The organism is Streptomyces sp. CA-278952, from assembly GCF_028747205.1.
Classification (GTDB): Bacteria; Actinomycetota; Actinomycetes; order Streptomycetales; family Streptomycetaceae; genus Streptomyces.
Genome location: NZ_CP112880.1, coordinates 7939389 through 7955483 on the forward strand (window position 1 = coordinate 7939389; position 16095 = coordinate 7955483).

The window sequence follows — 16095 nt, forward strand, 5'->3', positions numbered from 1 at the left end:
TCAGCCCCCCGTCCGGAAGCGGGCTGTCGAACCGTCCACCAGCTCCACGGTCAGCTCCGTACCGTCCAGCCGCACCTCGCTCACCGCGGGGCCCGCCGACGCCGCCTGGTAGACCGAGGCGAAGACGACGTGGGAGGCATCGACCGTGAAGTCGACCCGGGTACGGGTGCGCTGCGGGTCGTCCGCCGGACCGGGGCCCGGCAGCGTGAGGGGGCGCACCGGCACCCCGGCGCTCTGCGTGTGCCAGCCGTGCAGCGTCTCGTCCCCGTACCAGGTGGTGCGCACCGGGCCCGCCGCCTGCACCTGCACGTCCAGCGCGGTACCGGGCCGCAGCTGGGCGGTGACGCGGGGGTCCTCCCGGCCCGTGACCTCCACCGTCAGGAGGTCCACCAGATAGCACGGGCCGACGGCCACCCGGCGGACCGCCCGGACGCCCTCGTACGCCTCCGTCGCCTCGGCCGTCACCGAGACGGCGTCCGCCGCCGTCAGCGCGCCGGCGCACTCGGCCTGCTCGGCGCCGTCCACCCGGAACGCGGGGTGGGCCGCCGTCGAGGTGTACAGGTCGCGGAAGTCCGGGTGGGCGTACGGCACCTGGCCCGGGTCCGGCTGCCACGCGGTCGTGTCGCCGTACAGATACAGCGAGAGCTTGTCCCGGTGGCCGTGCGATCCGCCGTGCGGGCCGAAGTCCACCAGGGCGTGGACGCCCGCTGCCCGCAGCACCGCGTACCCGGTCGAGGGAAACACGGTGACCGGGGCGGAAGCGGCCCGCCGGGGGAGCGGCGGCCCGGTGAACCAGCCGTCCAGCTCACGGTCGAGAGCGTCGTCCGCGTCGCCCAGCTCGGCGCGGACCCGGTCCGCCACCGCCTCCAGCGCGTCGGAGGGCACCGACTGCTGCGCCAGCGCGATCAGTTCCAGCCACTCCAGACCGAGGGCGTCGCGCCGGTAGGGGCCGTCGTGCAGGGCCGGCAGCACCCCGCCCGGCGTCGCGACGGCGGCCAGCACGTCCGTCATCCCCGCCAGCACGCCCACCACGTCGGTCGGCAGCGCGGAGGGGTCGGTGGAGCGCAGCGCCAGCAGCGCCGCCCGCAGCACGAAGCCGTGGTAGTAGGTACTGCCCTCCCACTCCCAGCCGTCGTCCGCGACGGCCACGCGCAGATGCGCGTACAGCCCGTGCTCGCCCTCCAGCCAGCACCCGGCGCCCTCCCAGGCCGTGGACCGGACGGCCGCCGCCGCCCGGCTCGCCGCGACGCCGGCCGCGTTCAGCCACGCCGTGTAGTTGGACGCCAGGTGCCCCTGGGCGGTCAGCACGTCCCGGGCCTCCAGCGCCGCTTCCTCCAGCGCCTCCAGCAGCGGCAGCACCGCCGTCAGATCCCCGGCCTCCTTCTCCGCGAGCGTGATCACCGCGTGCCCGACGTTGACCGCCCAGATGGCGTCCGTCAGCGCCTGGTGGAAGAGCCGGCCGCGCAGCATCCAGCCCTGGGCCTCGCCGTGCCGGTCGGCGGCCAGCTCGGCGTACAGGCCCGCGTACTCGCCCAGCCGCTCCACCGCCTCCGCCCGCTCGCCCCGGTGTGCCAGCACCCGCAGACGACGGGCCCAGGCCTGGTGCGAGAGGACCAGCCACGCGCCGCGCACCGCTTCGCTGTCCACCCGGCAGCCGTGCGCACACCGCGCACCGCCCTCGGGGAACACCCCGGCCAGGAGATCGCCGTGCTCCAGCTCCACCCCGTGCGCCGGGCACACGTACGCGTGCCACCAGCCGCCGCGCTCCCGCGCGATCCGCCTCAACGCGGCCATACGCCACCGTCGATGTCCATCGTGGTCGCCGTCAGGAAGCCCGAAGCGGGCGAGGCCAGATGGACCACGGCGGACGCCACGTCCTCGGGGGTGCCCGCCCGGCCTACCGGGATGCCCGCCTGCATGGCCTCCTGCGCCGCGGGCGCGGTGAAGGTGTCGTGGAACGCGGTGCCCTTGATGAAGCCCGGCGCGACCGCGTTGACCGTGACGCCGGTCCCGGCCAGCTCCTTGGCCAGGCCCTTGGTGAAGCCGCGGATGCCGGCCTTCGCGGCGGCGTACGCCACCGAGCCGGGGCCGCCGCCGTTGTGCGCGGCGAGCGAGGACATGGTGATGACGCGTCCGGCCGGGGACCGCGTCAGATGCGGCAGCGCCGCCCGCACCGTGCGGAACGTCGAGGACAGGTTGGTGGAGATCACCCGGTCGAAGTGGTCGTCGCTCATCTCGGCGATGGTCGAGCGGCCGACGAGGTGACCGGCGTTGCAGACCAGGATGTCGAGTCCGCCGAGGAAGCCGGCCGCCTCCTCGACCAGCCGGTCCACGTCCGCGGTCACGGTCGCGTCGGCGGCGAACGCCTTGGAGCGCCTGCCCAGCGTCTCGATCGCCGAGACCGTGTCGGCCGCCCGGTCGGCGGAGGAGTGGTAGTGCACGGCGACGTCGGCGCCGGCCTCGGCCAGTGCGAGCGCGATGGCGCGGCCGATGCCGTGCCCCGCCCCCGTCACCAGCGCACGGGAGCCCTGAAGATCAGCAGACATGGGTGAAGCCCTTTCGGTTTCCGGCCGTTGGGGACCGGATGCGGTGCCCGGCCGGAGGGGGCCGGGGGCCGGTCACTTGAGACCGGCGGTGGCGAAGCCCTGCACGAAGTAGCGCTGGCCGATGAGGAAGAGCAGGACCATGGGAAGGGTGGCGAGCGTGGTGCCGGCCATCAGGAAGTGCCACTGGGTGCCGTTCTCCGTCTTGAAGACGGAGAGCCCGACCTGGATGACCCGCAGACTGTCCGTCCGGGTCACCAGCAGCGGCCACAGGAAGTTGTTCCAGGACGACTCGAAGGTCAGCAGCGCCACGGTGGTGAGGGCCGGCTTGACCTGCGGCGTCATGATCCGGGCGTAGATGCGGAACTCGCCGAGCCCGTCGAGGCGGGCCGCCTCCTCCAGCTCCACCGGCAGATCCAGGTAGAACTGGCGGAAGAGGAAGACCGCGAACGGCGTCACCGCTCCCGGGATGATCAGGGCCCACCAGGTGTCGAGCCAGCCGCTCCCGCCCTGACCGAGGATGTCGTTCCCGCCGGCCAGCGGCATGAAGCGGACGATCAGGAACTCCGGCAGCACCTTCGTGTACGTCGGGATCATCAGCGCCGCGATGAACAGGTAGAAGATCACCTCGCTGCCGCGGAACCTGATCCGCGCCAGCGCGTACCCGGCCATGGAGGCGACCAGGACGTTCAGCACGGTGTGGCTGAACGCGATGATGAAGCTGTTGCGGGCGTACGTGGCGAACGGGGCCGCCCGGAACGCGTCGACGTAGTTGCCGAACTGCCAGCTGCTGGGCAGGAGTCCGGCGTCCTGGGAGGCGATCTCCACCGGCGACTTGAGTGAGGTGATCACCATCCAGACGAACGGCACCACCATCAGCAGGGAGATCACCGACAGCGTGAGGTAGAGCGCGATCCGGCCCGGGGACACCGGTCGCCGGTCGCCGCGCCCTCGCGGCTTCGCGGTGCTCGGGACTACCGGCTTCCGCGTATCAACTGTGGCCACGGGTGCCTCCCATGATCCGCCGGTTGACCAGGGTGAAGCCCATCAGCAGCACGAACAGCACCAGGGACTGGGCGCAGGCGTATCCGACGCGGAACTCCCGGAAGGCGGACTTGTAGATCTCGTAGGTCATCATCGTCGTGCTGTTGGCGGGGCCGCCGTCGGTGAGGATGTAGATCTGGTCGAAGGACTGGAACGCGCTGATCATCGACGTGATGAGCACGAAGAACGTGGCGGGCTTCAGCAGCGGCAGCGTGATGGAGAAGAACTGCCGGACCTTGGAGGCGCCGTCCACCGACGCCGCCTCGTACAGCTCCCTGGGGAGCGACTGGAGCGCGGCGAGATAGATGAGCATCTTCATGCCGATGCCCTGCCAGATGCCGACCAGGATCACCGAGGGCATCGCCCATGTCGTCGAGGAGAGCCAGGCCGGGCCGTCGATGCCGATGAACGACAGCAGCGCGTTGAGCAGGCCGTTGCCCGGGTTGTAGATCCACAGCCAGACCAGGGCGATGGCGACCGTGGCCGTGACCTGCGGCAGGAAGACCGCGGTGCGGAAGATGCCACGTGCCTTGAGGCCGGTGTGCAGGGCCATGGCCAGCAGCAGGCCCAGCAGCATGCCGAACGGCACGGTGAAGAAGGTGTAGACGGCGGTGTTGACGATGGACTTGCGGAAGACCGCGTCGTCCAGCATGTCCCGGAAGTTGTCAAGGCCCACGAACTGCGGGGCGGTCAGTACGTCGTACTTCGTGAACGCCAGGGCCACCGCGGCCAGCACCGGCAGGCCGATCCACAGCGCGGCGTGCAGCAGCGCGGGCGCCACCATGAGCATGCCGGCCCGGCGCCGTCGGCGTCCGGGGCCCGTGGGGGTCCGGCGGGTGCGCCGGGTCGGCGCCGATTCAGGAGGTGCGGGCGGCCGCACGGGCCGCGCCTTCAATACGGATGTCGCTCCCACAGTGACGGGTCCTCACATCCGGCCGATGGCGGCCTCGGCGAGCCGGCCGAGCTCCGCGATGGCGTCCTTCGCCGACTGGCCGCCCACGATCGCGGGCTCCAGCGTCGGCTTGATCTTTTCGCGGATCTCCATCCAGGCGGCGGTGCCGCCCTCGGACGCCGCGTGCTGGAGGTTCTTCAGGGAGAGGTCGACGAACTGGTTCTCCTTGACGTAACCGGTGTCGTCGAGATCCCGCAGTCCGGGCACCGAACCGCGCTGCTGGGCCGCGCCGAGGATCGATTCGGGGGTGGCCAGCCACTCCACGAGCGCCCGGGCCGCGGCCGGTTGCCGGGAGCTCGCCGACTGGGTGACGAGCGTGCCGCCCTGGAGCATCGCGGGCCTGCGGTTGGCCAGGACGAACGAGCCGAGCTTGTCCTGCTCGATCAGCTCCGGGTTCTGTTCCTTGACCTGGACCCACAGTGCGCTGGTCGTCATCATCATCGAGGCCTGGCCGGTCTGCACGTTCGACGGCGCTCCGGCGGCGGTCTTGCGCGCGTAGTCCGCCGAGCCGTCGGCCACCAGGTCCTTGAAGAACTGGAGGGCCTCCACCCCGCGGGCGTCGGTGAACAGCGGCTTCCTGCCGTCCTCGCTGAACAACTGGCCGCCGTTGGCGAAGAGGAAGGTCTCCCAGCACTGGCGCAGATCGATGGAGAAGGGGTCGAACCCGACCCGGCCCTTCTCCGTCAGTTGCTTGGCCACGGCGCGCAGTTCGGACCAGTTGGCGGGTGTCTTGCGGATGCCGGCCTCGGCGAAGTGGTCCTTGCGGTAGACCACGATGCGGGTGTCGAGCACGACGGGCAGGGCGTACAGCTTGCCGTCGTGGCGCGACGGCTCCAGCACCCGCTTCTCGTAGTCGTGCGCCTCAGCCAGCTTCTCCGGCAGTTCCGCGATCGCCCCCTTGGCGGCGAACGGCGGGATCCAGCCGACCCCCATCATCAGCACGTCGGGCAGCAGGCCGCCCGCGAGTCCGGTGGTGATCTTCTCGTTGAGCTGGGCGTACGTGGTGTAGTCCACGTTCACCTTGACGTCCGGATACTTCTTCCGGAACCCGCCGAGGGTGTCGCCCTCCAGGAGCGTCTTGCCCTTCGCGCCCTCGTAGATCGGGGTGAGGAGGGTGATCTCGCCCTCGGCGGGACCGTCGGCGGAACCGGCCGCCGAGGTGCCGGTGCCGGTGCCGGTGCCGCAGCCCGTGAGCGCGGCGGCGGTGCCCGCGCCGATGGCGGTGAGCAGCGACCGTCTGTTGAGTTCCATGAGGCACCCCTTTTGAGGCGGAGTTTGTGGATCGATCCAGTGAGGGGGTCCCAGCTATGGCTGGGATGCGCTGGTAAATCGATGCACTGAGATTAGGAACGCCGCTGGAGTGGCGTCAACAGCTGATGCACAACAATTTTTCGAGCAAGTTAACGGGTGTATCGGTAGAGAGACTTCAGTAAATCGATACACTAGGGTCGTCAGGGAGTTTCCAACCGGAGGTGGCATGAGCGGGGTAACGATCCATCAGGTCGCGGCGGCTGCGGGTGTTTCCGCAAGCACGGTCTCCAACGTCCTCAACGGGCGCACCGACCGTATGCAGGCGGCCACCCTGGCCCGGGTCGAGCAGACCATCGAGCGCCTCAGCTACCGGCCCAACCGTGCGGCGCGCATGCTGCGCACGGGCCGGATCAAGGTGATCGGCCTGATCGTGCCCTCCGTGGCGAACCCGTTCTGGGGGGCGCTCGCGCGGGAGCTGGAGGCCATCGCGCTCGCCGAGGGGTACCACGTGCTGCTCTGCAACAGCGAGCGCGATCCCGCCCGTGAGCTCAAGTACGGTGAGGAGCTGTTGGCGGACGGGGTCAGCGGAGTGGTGCTCTGCTCCTCGCTGCCCTCGCTCGAACACGTCGAGCCGCTGCTCAGCCGGGGTCTGAAGATGGTCGCCTTCGACCGCACGGCCCAGGCGGGCGATCCGCCGTCACTGGCGAGCATCAGCGTGGACAACGCCATGGGGGCGGAGCTGGCCACCCGCCATCTCCTCGAACTGGGCCACCGAAGAATCGCCTTCGTCTCCGGTTCGGTCAACAGCGTCAACCGCCGCGAGCGGCTGCGGGGTTTCCGCGCCGCGCTGGAGGAGGCCGGGCTCGACCCTGCCGACGCCACGGTCTGGCCCGGGGCGGACACCACCGAGTTCGGCGACAAGGACGCGGCCGAACTGGGCCGTAACGCCGCCCGCGAGCTGCTCTCCGGGCCCCGCCCGCCCACCGCGTTCGTCGCCATCAACGACATGTGCGCGATCGGGATCTGCCGGGGCGCCAAGGACGCCGGACGCACCGCCGGGCGCGATGTGTCGGTGGTCGGCTTCGACGACATCCTGCTCGCCGATCTCTTCGAGCCGCCGCTCACCACCGTCCGCCAGCCGCTGCCGGAGATGGCGGCGGAGACCTTCCAGCAACTGCGCGCCCGGATCGAGTCGGCGCCCTCGGCCGGCCGCTCCCTGCTGATCCGGCCGCGGCTGGTGGTCCGGGAGTCGACCGCGCCGGTGCCCGCGTCCTCGCTCGCGCAGACGGGCGCGGTGACGGACGGGCAGACGCCCGCGCAGACGGACGCGGTGACGTGAGAGCGCGGCCGCCCCGGCGCTGCGAGGGGCGTCGGCCGACGACGCCCCTCCCCGTCCGGGCGCGGGCTCAGTCCGCCGAGGGCACCCAGCCGGTCGCCTCGATCCGGCCGGCGTCCCGGGGCCGTTCCGCGTCGAAGACCGTGCGGTGGCCGTCGCGGACCCGCAGCCCGTCCACGTACGCGCCGCGCCCGACGTACAGCCGGTCGGTGGCATAGCGCCAGCGCAGGCGTACGTCCCGGCCGCGCCAGGCCGTCAGGTCCGCCTCGAGACGGTGCCAGACGCGCCCCGACCAGCCGGTCACCGAGCCGGCCGGGTGCGGCTGCGGATCGGGGCGGTGGCCGGGGCCCGGCGCGAGGGTGGTGAACGGCACCGGCTCCCAGTCCCGCCCCGCCGACGCCTCCAGGAAGAGGCCGTCGGCGGCCCGTTCGGTGTCCCACCACAGCGCGCACTCCAGGCGGGCCCGTGCGGAGTCCAGACGCAGGGCGGGCAGGGTGAGGGTGGCCGTGGACGCGCTCGCCATCCCGGAGAACCACGCCGTACGCCCCGTACGCCCCCGTTCGGGCCGGACCGGAACGGCCCGCGCCAGCTGGTTGGCGGCCGCCACCCGGGGCGCACTGCCCGAGCGCCAACTCCGCACCGGGTGCACGGAGTTGCCCAGCACGATGAGGAAGGTGTCGGTCGACGGGTCGAGCACCAGGCTGGTCCCGGTGAATCCGGTGTGCCCCGCACTGCGCGGGGTCGCCATCGCGCCCATGTACCAGTGCTGGTAGAGCTCGAAGCCGAGGCCGTGCTCGTCGCCCGGGAACGCGGTGTTGAAGTCGGTGAACAGCAGGTCGACCGACTCCTCGGACAGGACGCGGGAGCGGCCGTACACCCCGCCGTTGAGGAGCGTCCGGGCGAGGATCGCGAGGTCCCAGGCGCAGGAGAACACCCCGGCGTGGCCCGCCACCCCGTCCAGGCTGTAGGCGTTCTCGTCGTGCACCTCGCCCCAGACCAGCCCGCGATCGAGACCGGACCAGGGCAGCCGGGCGTCCTCGGTCGCCGCGATCTTCGGCTTCCAGGAGGCGGGCGGGTTGTAGCGGGTGCGGTGCATCCCGAGCGGGGCGGTGATCTCGTCGCGGAGCAGGGCGTCCAGCGGGCGACCCGTGATCTTCTCCAGGATCAGCTGCAGCGAGATCAGGTTGAGGTCGGAGTAGAGATACGCGCTGCCCGGGGCGGCCGCCGGGACCTCCTCCCACAGCATCCGGAGCTTCCCCTCCCGGGTCGGCTCCTTGTACAGCGGGATCCAGGACCGGAACCCCGAGGTGTGGGTGAGCAGTTGGCGGACGGTGATGTCCTGTTTGCCACCGCCCGCGAACTCCGGGAGGTACGAGGCGACCGTCGCTTCCAGCTCCAGCCTCCCGCGCTCGATCTGCTGGACCGCCAGGAGCGAGGTGAACAGCTTGGAGATCGAGGCCAGGTCGAAGACGGTGTCCTCGGCCATCGCGATCTGCTGGTCCGCCGGGAACTCCACCCCGGTGTCGGTCTTCTCGTCGTACGCGGCATAGCGCACCGCCTTGCCGATCGGCCGGTGCAGCGCCACCGTTCCGCCCCGCCCGGCGAGCAGGACCGCGCCCGCGTACCAGGGGTGAGCCGGGGAGTCGGCGAGGTAGGCCTCGGCGTCCCGCACGAGCTGGTCCAGCGGCCCCTGGAGCAGCCCGGCGCGCGCGGCGCTCCCGCGCCGCAGCGTGGGCCGGTGTGCCCCTGACTCCATGCCCGCTCCCGTGTCCGCCGCTCCGTCCGCAGTCCCCGCACGCCGCCCGCCCCGGCCGGCCGCGCCCGCGAGCGGAATCGGCGCCAGCGCGAGGGCACCGCCCAGCGCCAGTATCCCGCCGCCCAGCCGCCGCCGGACGATGCCACGTCCGGCCGCGCGGGCGCCGGTGGCCTGGCCCCCGGCCGGGCGCGGGCCGGCCGTGGAGCCGCGGCCCCCGGCCGGCTCCGGGCCCCCTCGCGCGCCCCGCCCGTCCTCCGCCCGCCCGTTGGCCCGCATGTCCCCGGTCATCCGCAACTCCTTCCCGCGCCCGACGTCCGGTCACCGGGCCGTGCCCGCCGCGCCGGAGCCCACGCGAAAGTAACTTCCGAAATCTCGCCGAGCAGTGAAAGTTCCTGCCGCCGCAGAGATTACTGTCACCCCCGCGCTCCTGGGTGCCTCCCGGCCCGCAAAGAATCTGACGCAGCATCAGAAAAGCTCTTCCCTCGGCCGCTCGGCTGCGGGATCCTGCCGCCCATGGAGACGGAGCTGAGCAAGCAACTGGGAATCGAGCACGCCATTTTCGGCTTCACGCCGTTCCCCGAGGTCGCCGCGGCCATCACCAGAGCCGGCGGCTTCGGCGTGCTCGGAGCGGTGCGCTACACCGCGCCCGAGGACCTCGCGCGCGACCTGGACCGCCTGCACGACCTCGCCGACGGCAAGCCCTACGGCCTCGACGTCGTCATGCCGGCCAAGAAGGTCGAGGGCGTCACCGAGGCGGACGTCGAGGCGATGATCCCGGCCGAGCACCGCGGATTCGTGCGCGAACTCCTGGCCCGCCACGACGTGCCCGAACTGGCCGAGGGGGAGGCGTCCGGCTGGCGCATCACCGGCTGGATGGAGGAGGTCGCCCGGAACCAGCTCGACGTGGCCTTCGACTACCCGATCAAACTCCTCGCCAACGCCCTCGGCTCGCCGCCCGCCGACGTCATCGAACGGGCCCACGGCCACGGGGTCCTCGTCGCCGCCCTGGCCGGCAGCGCCCGGCACGCCCGGCGGCACGCGGAGGCGGGCATCGACGTCGTCGTCGCCCAGGGGTACGAGGCGGGCGGCCACACCGGCGAGATCGGCTCCATGGTGCTGGTCCCCGAAGTCGTCGAGGCCGTCGCCCCGCTGCCCGTCCTCGCCGCCGGAGGCATCGGCAGCGGCGAACAGGCCGCCGCCGGGATCGCCCTCGGCGCGCAGGGCGTCTGGCTCGGCTCCCTCTGGCTCACCACCGAGGAGGCCGACCTGCACTCCCCGGCCCTGACCGCCAAGCTCCTGGCCGCCGGCTCCGGCGACACCGTCCGCTCCCGCGCCCTCACGGGGAAACCCGCGCGCCAGCTCCGTACCGCGTGGACCGACGCCTGGGACGACGCGGCAGGACCCGGCACCCTGCCCATGCCGCTCCAGGGGCTGCTGGTCGCCGAGGCCGTCTCCCGGATCCAGAAGTACGAGGTCGGCGAGCTGCTCGGCACACCCGTCGGGCAGATCGTCGGCCGGATGACCAGCGAACGCAGTGTTCGGGCCGTCGTCGACGACCTGACCCGGGGCTTCGAACGGGCCGTCACCCGCATGAACCGCATCGCCGGAAGGAGTGCCACGTGAACCAGCCGCCCAACGGCTTCTGGGCCCAGGCCGCCGCCGACCCCGACCGCACCGTCCTGATCGCCCCCGACGGCGAGGAGTGGAGCGCGGGCCGGCTCCACGCCGACGCCAACCGCATGGTCCACGGACTGCGCGCGGCCGGACTGCGCGAGGGCGATGCCTTCGCCGTCGTGCTGCCCAACGGCGTCGAACTCCTCACCGCCCACCTCGCCGCCTCGCAGGCCGGCTTCTACCTCGTCCCGGTCAACCACCATCTCGTCGGCCCCGAGATCGCCTGGATCGTCGCCGACTCGGGGGCCCGGGTCCTGATCGCCCACGAACGCTTCGCGGCCACCGCGACGGCCGCCGCCGACGAGGCGGAACTGCCCGAGACCCACCGCTACGGCGTCGGAACGGTCCCCGGCTGCCGCCCCTACGCCGAACTCCTCGAAGGCCACCCGGCCACCCCGCCCGAGGACCGCACCCTCGGCTGGGTCATGAACTACACCTCGGGCACCACGGGCCGCCCGCGCGGCATCAGGCGCCCCCTGCCCGGAAAACGCCCCGAGGAGACCTATCTCGGCGGGTTCCTCGGCATCTTCGGCATCCGCCCGTTCGACGACAACGTCCACCTGGTCTGCTCACCGCTCTACCACACCGCCGTGCTCCAGTTCGCGGGCGCGGCACTCCACATCGGCCACCCGCTGGTCCTGATGGACGGCTGGTCACCCGAGGAGATGCTGCGCCTCGTCGACGCCCACCACTGCACGCACACCCATATGGTCCCCACCCAGTTCCACCGGCTGCTCGCGCTGCCCGACGAGGTGAAGGCCCGCTACGACGTCTCCTCCATGCGGCACGCCATCCACGGGGCTGCCCCCTGCCCCGACCACGTCAAACGCGCCATGATCGACTGGTGGGGGAGCTGCGTCGAGGAGTACTACGCGGCCAGCGAGGGCGGGGGAGCCTTCGCCACCGCCGAGGACTGGCTGAAGAAGCCGGGCACCGTCGGCCAGGCCTGGCCGATCAGCGAGCTGGCCGTCTTCGACGACGACGGCAACCGGCTCCCGGCGGGTGAACTGGGCACCGTGTACATGAAGATGAGCACCGGCGGCTTCAGCTACCACAAGGACGAGACCAAGACCCGCACGAACCGTATCGGCGACTTCTTCACCGTCGGCGACCTCGGCGTGCTCGACGCGGACGGCTACCTCTTCCTCCGCGACCGCAAGATCGACATGATCATCGCCGGCGGGGTCAACATCTACCCCGCCGAGATCGAGTCGGCCCTGCTCACCCACCCCGCCGTCGCGGACGCCGCCGCCTTCGGCATCCCGCACGCCGACCGGGGCGAGGAGGTCAAGGCCGTCGTCGAACCGGCCGAGGGCCACGAGCCGTCACCAGCGCTCGCCGCCGCGATCCTCGCCCACTGCGAGGAGCGGCTCGCCGGGTACAAACGGCCCCGGAGCCTCGACTTCATCGCCGCCATGCCGCGCGACCCCAACGGCAAGCTCTACAAACGGCGGCTGCGCGAACCGTACTGGCAGGGCTTCGAGCGCCCGCTGTAGCGGCAGGGGGGTTCCAGGAGGACAGGTCCATGCCGACGGAGAAGGCCAAGCCGCCGGAGGTGTGATCGGATCCTCCCCGTCCGACGGCGGCACGTCCATCGCGGGCACAGGTGAACCGCTGCCCCCACCTTGGCGGGGAAGGGCACAGGTTCGCACAGAACCGCCCATCAGTTGCGATGAACTGCCTTCGTGTCGGCGGCTTCGCGTCAGCGGCGATTGGTCAGGTACATGGTCAGCCCCTTGGGTGTCGGTGTGAGTTCCAGGCTCACGCCGATCTTGCGGCCGGGCCGCGCCGGGCGCAGCGTGCGCGAGCCGGCCAGGGTTGCCAGGGCGACGGGCAGCATGGCATCGGCCGCGGCCGCGCCGGGGCAGTACCGGGGACCCAGGCCGTAGGCGAGCAGCCCGGCGGGGGTCGGCGGCGGCTCGGCGTGGGGGAGCCAGCGCTGCGGGTCGAACACGTCCGGGTCGCGGTAGCGGTTCCTGTCGCGGCGCAGGGCCCCCAGAGGCAGGGTGACCACGGCTCCGGCCGGGATCCGTACACCGCCCTGGCAGGTCTGGTGGCGGGTGCGGCGGACCAGGAACGGGATGCCGTGGAGGCGGGTGACCTCTTGAACGAAGGCGGTCGCGAGCGGGAGCTGGTGTGCTTGGAGGCGGCTCGAATCGGGCGCGGCGTCTGCTTCGTCCCGGAGTGCCTGCTGGTAGTGCGGGTAGCGGCCCAGTTCGTAGCAGGCCCAGGCGAGGGTGGAGGCGCTGGTCTCCATACCGGCGATCAGCAGAGCGCGAATGTCGCGCTGCACCACGTGGGGGTCCTCGGGAGTGGCAGCTTCCAGCAAGGACACCAGGTCCTGCCCGTCGGGGTCGGGCCGGTGGCGGGCTCGCACCTGGCGGACGGCCTCGTCCAGTTCGGCGAGCGCGCGGCGGCAGGCGCGGCGCCGGGGCACGGGCACCCAGGGCCAGGGTGCGAGGGCGTAGCGCCAGAACATGCCGCCGGACAGGGTGGAGCGGGCGGTTGCGATCCTGGACAGGGTGTCGGGAGCGATCTCGCTGTTGAGGACGCAGCTGACGAGGAGGCCGCAGGCGAGCCGGCTCATCTCCACCCGCATGTCGAGCGGTCGGTCCGCGGGCAGGTCGGCGAGAAGCCGCCGGGTGCGGGCCTGGGCGTCGGGCCCGAGAGCGGTGAGCCGGGACGCGGCGAACGCGGGCCTCATCACGGCGCGCCGCTCCCGGTGGGCGGCGCCCTCAAGGCCGACCACCCCGTCCTCGGTGAAGTCGCGCAGGCTCGGGTCCGGGCCCCAGAACCGGAAGGTGTCCTCATCACTGCCGACCTTACGCAGCAGTGCCGGGTCGTTGACCTGGAAGGCGATCGCCGGGCCTGTCCTGGTGGCGACGACCGGGCCCGCCTGCTCGAGGCGGGCCGCGAGGTTGGCCGGGTCCAGCCAGAACCGCAGGGCGCGGGAGTGGGCGAGTACTCCCGCGCCGGGCGGCACGAACGGTTGTCCGGGGCAGGCTGTCCTGTCCACACTCATAGCTTCGCTGTCCTGTCCACGTTCGTCGGCCTCCGCGGCTCCGGCCGCCAGTACGTGTGGGCAACGAGGAACTGCGGGGGCGGTCACGGGTGGGCCGGCGACTGGTGCGAGCGGCGTCGACGTTCGGAACGCGAGCGTCGGCCGTCAGCTCGGAGGACGGACAGCGGGGCGGGGGCGGAGCCGTGGCGGGTGCGCCGCGGATGGGGTCGGTCGAGGTCGTGCGGTCCTTCGGTTTCGAGATGTGCGGCGCGCGACGGCGCCGGCCGACAGCCGTGGCAGCTTCTGTCGGCCGCCGCCCGGCTGTCCGGCGTACGCGTACGACGTCCCGGTCATTCGCCGAAGTGCCGACGTCACCGGCGTCCGCGCAGCCGGCCGAACAGGCTGCGAGCCTGGGCGCGCTTGCGCGGGTCGGCCGCGGCACGCCGGGCCGAAGCGACGGTTCGCCGCCCTTGGGGGCTGCGGGTGAACTGCGTGAGACGGGCGATCAGTCCGGCCATGATTCCTCCTTGGAACGGTATGCCATCCGCGTACCCCACTATGAAGCGAGAATGTCCAGGCGCCGCACGCAGCCCGCCGCCGCACGGAGCGGAAGCCGCTGTTCCCGGGCCGCGACTCGGGATCATGCCCAGGTGTGCGGGTAGCAGCGGGACGCCGAGAAGGGTGGCCCGGGCGCCCTGGGGCATCCCGCACGGGCGGAGAGCAGAAACCGCAACATCATCTGCGGCCCCGGCTCTGCCCGGAGCCCGCATCCGGCCGGCGCATCGGTCGGTTCGGGTGGAGTGCGACGAGTTCTTCTCTGAACTACCGACGGCAAGGAACGGAAGCAGTGGCTGCCGTAAGCCATTGGCGTTTCCGTGCGCGAACTCATAGCTTGTGCGTTCGTGACTGGTGATCCGAAGATGCGCCCACATCGAGAAGACCTCGGCCGAGTGTTCAACGAGGTGCCGGAGCTCTACGACCGGGTCCGGCCGGGATACCCCGACGAGCTGTTCGCAGACCTCCGCGCCATCACCGGCATGGACGAGGGGGCGTCGGTGCTGGAGGTGGGCTGCGGTACCGGTCAGGCGACGCGCTCGCTGGCAGCGCTCGGGTGTTCGGTGACCGCCGTCGAGCCAGGTGGAGACATGGCCGCATTCGCTCGCCGGCGTCTCGCCTCTTTCCGGAACGTCGAAGTCGAGACGTCGAGGTTCGAGGAGTGGGACGACCGCGGTCGACGCTTCGACGTCCTCGTGGCTGCGTCGTCGTGGCACTGGGTCGACCCGTCGATTGGCTGGCAGCGAGCGCACGATGTGCTCCATCCCGGAGGCTGGATGGCGCTGCTCGGGCACGTGGTTGTCCGTCGACCGGGAGAACCGGAGGTGTATGCCGAGACCGCCGATCTCCACGAGCGGTTCTCCCCGGGGAACCCGGATTGGGGTCATCCGCCACTCGAAGAAGACGTGCGCAGCGCTGACGAGGGGTGGGGCCTGGTCGACGATCCCGGAGGATTGTTCGGCCCAACGATGGTGCGCTGGTATCCAACCGTGCAGTGGTTCACCGGGGACGGCTTTGCCGATCACCTTCGCTCGTTGTCGCTGTACCGGAGACTTGATCGTGAGGTCCGGGAGCCTTTGCTCGACGCCGTCGCCGAGCGGATCCGCACGCGCATGGGCGACCGAGCATCACGCCGTTACCTGAGCCTCCTCCGTGTTGGACAGCGTGCCCGGTTCGGCTGGTACACCGACAGCGAGTTCGGCGCACCCCACCAGCCGGGCCAGTGACCTGAGTCAGAGATTCGGCGTTGGTCGGGCATGAGTCCTCCGGGTCCGAAGATTTCGCCGTCGCCGGTGACCGGTGACCGGTGCCCGGCGGACGGTGTTGGAGAGCGCCCCGGTGGGGTCACCGCACCGGCGTGGTCACCCCACCGGGGCGCAGCTGGTTTCGCAGCCGAGTGAAGCAGGACGGGCCGCCCGGGCCAGGTGCGGCCTCGGCGATGGTCCTTCGGCATGCTGCGGAGGAGAGGGCCGGATGCCTGGGATCAGCCCGCTGGGCCTCGGCGGTGGGGCAACAAACAACCCCTCCCGGATCTCAGGAAAGCCCTTCGCGACGAGCCTCTCGTTCATAGGATCGATCGCAGCTCCGGGATGCCCCGGGACGTCGGCAGAGGGAGGCGTTCGTGTCGGATATATCGAGACGCAAGTTGCTGGGGTACTCAGGGACGGCCGCAGCCGGAGCCGTGTTCGCGTCCACCTCGGCGGCCGACGCCGCGGAAGCGGACCCGGCCACAACACCGGTTCAGTTCATGGAGGGCACCGAGTTCCGGGCCGACGCGAGCATGGCCGAGAGCGATCTGATGATGGACGTCAGCTTCAAGCTCCGTGTCGACAAGCCGAACGGCTACCCCTCGGCGCAGGACATCACCCCCCTCGAGGTGGCCGAGGCGTTGTCAGCACTGGCTCAGTCGAAGGGCTGGCCGCCGCTCACCTTCTACGGCACACCGCCTCCCGTCGCGCTCAACTGACACCGAGGCGGCAGCGT

Annotated in this window: 13 protein-coding genes; 5 read left to right on the forward strand and 8 right to left on the reverse strand. The window is 71.6% G+C overall.

Going from position 1 to position 16095, the window contains the following annotated elements:
* From N7925_RS34785 to N7925_RS34805, 5 genes are all read right to left on the reverse strand, one after another.
* Positions 1–1794, reverse strand: a complete 1794-nt coding sequence (locus N7925_RS34785) for a heparinase II/III domain-containing protein (protein WP_274346258.1) — start codon at positions 1792–1794, stop codon at positions 1–3.
* On the reverse strand, positions 1782–2546 hold the full coding sequence (locus N7925_RS34790; RefSeq protein WP_265603500.1) for an SDR family NAD(P)-dependent oxidoreductase: 765 nt from the start codon (positions 2544–2546) through the stop codon (positions 1782–1784). Before N7925_RS34790 ends, N7925_RS34785 begins: the two co-directional genes overlap by 13 nt.
* 72 nt (positions 2547–2618) lie before the next feature.
* Positions 2619–3548, reverse strand: a complete 930-nt coding sequence (locus tag N7925_RS34795) for a carbohydrate ABC transporter permease (protein ID WP_265603501.1) — start codon at positions 3546–3548, stop codon at positions 2619–2621.
* Positions 3535–4377, reverse strand: coding sequence for a carbohydrate ABC transporter permease (locus tag N7925_RS34800; RefSeq protein ID WP_265603502.1), 843 nt, complete (start codon positions 4375–4377; stop codon positions 3535–3537). The genes N7925_RS34795 and N7925_RS34800 overlap by 14 nt, the downstream gene beginning before the upstream one ends.
* Positions 4378–4512: 135 nt before the next feature.
* Positions 4513–5790 carry an ABC transporter substrate-binding protein gene (locus tag N7925_RS34805; protein ID WP_274346259.1) on the reverse strand — a complete coding sequence of 426 codons (1278 nt, stop codon included), beginning with the start codon at positions 5788–5790 and terminating at the stop codon, positions 4513–4515.
* Between the two features lie 226 nt (positions 5791–6016).
* Between N7925_RS34805 and N7925_RS34810 the strand changes: the two genes are divergently transcribed.
* Entirely contained in the window at positions 6017–7129 is a 1113-nt protein-coding gene (locus N7925_RS34810; protein ID WP_274346260.1) for a LacI family DNA-binding transcriptional regulator, read from the forward strand.
* 67 nt (positions 7130–7196) lie between these two features.
* Here N7925_RS34810 and N7925_RS34815 read toward each other — a convergent pair whose 3' ends face one another.
* Entirely contained in the window at positions 7197–9170 is a 1974-nt protein-coding gene (locus tag N7925_RS34815) for a serine hydrolase (RefSeq protein WP_274346261.1), read from the reverse strand.
* Positions 9171–9395: 225 nt separating this feature from the next.
* Here N7925_RS34815 and N7925_RS34820 point away from each other — a divergent pair, with 225 nt between their 5' ends.
* Together N7925_RS34820 and N7925_RS34825 are read left to right on the forward strand one after the other, a co-directional pair.
* Complete coding sequence (locus N7925_RS34820) at positions 9396–10505, forward strand: NAD(P)H-dependent flavin oxidoreductase (protein WP_265603506.1); 1110 nt, start codon at positions 9396–9398, stop codon at positions 10503–10505.
* Entirely contained in the window at positions 10502–12052 is a 1551-nt protein-coding gene (locus tag N7925_RS34825; RefSeq protein WP_274346262.1) for an acyl-CoA synthetase, read from the forward strand. Before N7925_RS34820 ends, N7925_RS34825 begins: the two co-directional genes overlap by 4 nt.
* Before the next feature lie 206 nt (positions 12053–12258).
* On the opposite strand, the gene N7925_RS34830 is transcribed toward N7925_RS34825, so the two are convergent.
* On the reverse strand, positions 12259–13578 hold the full coding sequence (locus N7925_RS34830; RefSeq protein ID WP_265603508.1) for a cytochrome P450: 1320 nt from the start codon (positions 13576–13578) through the stop codon (positions 12259–12261).
* 350 nt (positions 13579–13928) lie between these two features.
* Positions 13929–14075 (reverse strand): hypothetical protein, encoded by a 147-nt coding sequence (locus N7925_RS34835; protein ID WP_265603509.1) that lies wholly within the window; start codon positions 14073–14075, stop codon positions 13929–13931.
* A 432-nt stretch (positions 14076–14507) separates the two neighbouring features.
* Between N7925_RS34835 and N7925_RS34840 the strand changes: the two genes are divergently transcribed.
* Both N7925_RS34840 and N7925_RS34845 read left to right on the forward strand, forming a co-directional pair.
* Complete coding sequence (locus N7925_RS34840) at positions 14508–15338, forward strand: class I SAM-dependent methyltransferase (protein ID WP_274346263.1); 831 nt, start codon at positions 14508–14510, stop codon at positions 15336–15338.
* A gap of 455 nt (positions 15339–15793) precedes the next feature.
* On the forward strand, positions 15794–16078 hold the full coding sequence (locus N7925_RS34845) for a hypothetical protein (RefSeq protein WP_265603511.1): 285 nt from the start codon (positions 15794–15796) through the stop codon (positions 16076–16078).
* Positions 16079–16095: the final 17 nt, after the last annotated feature.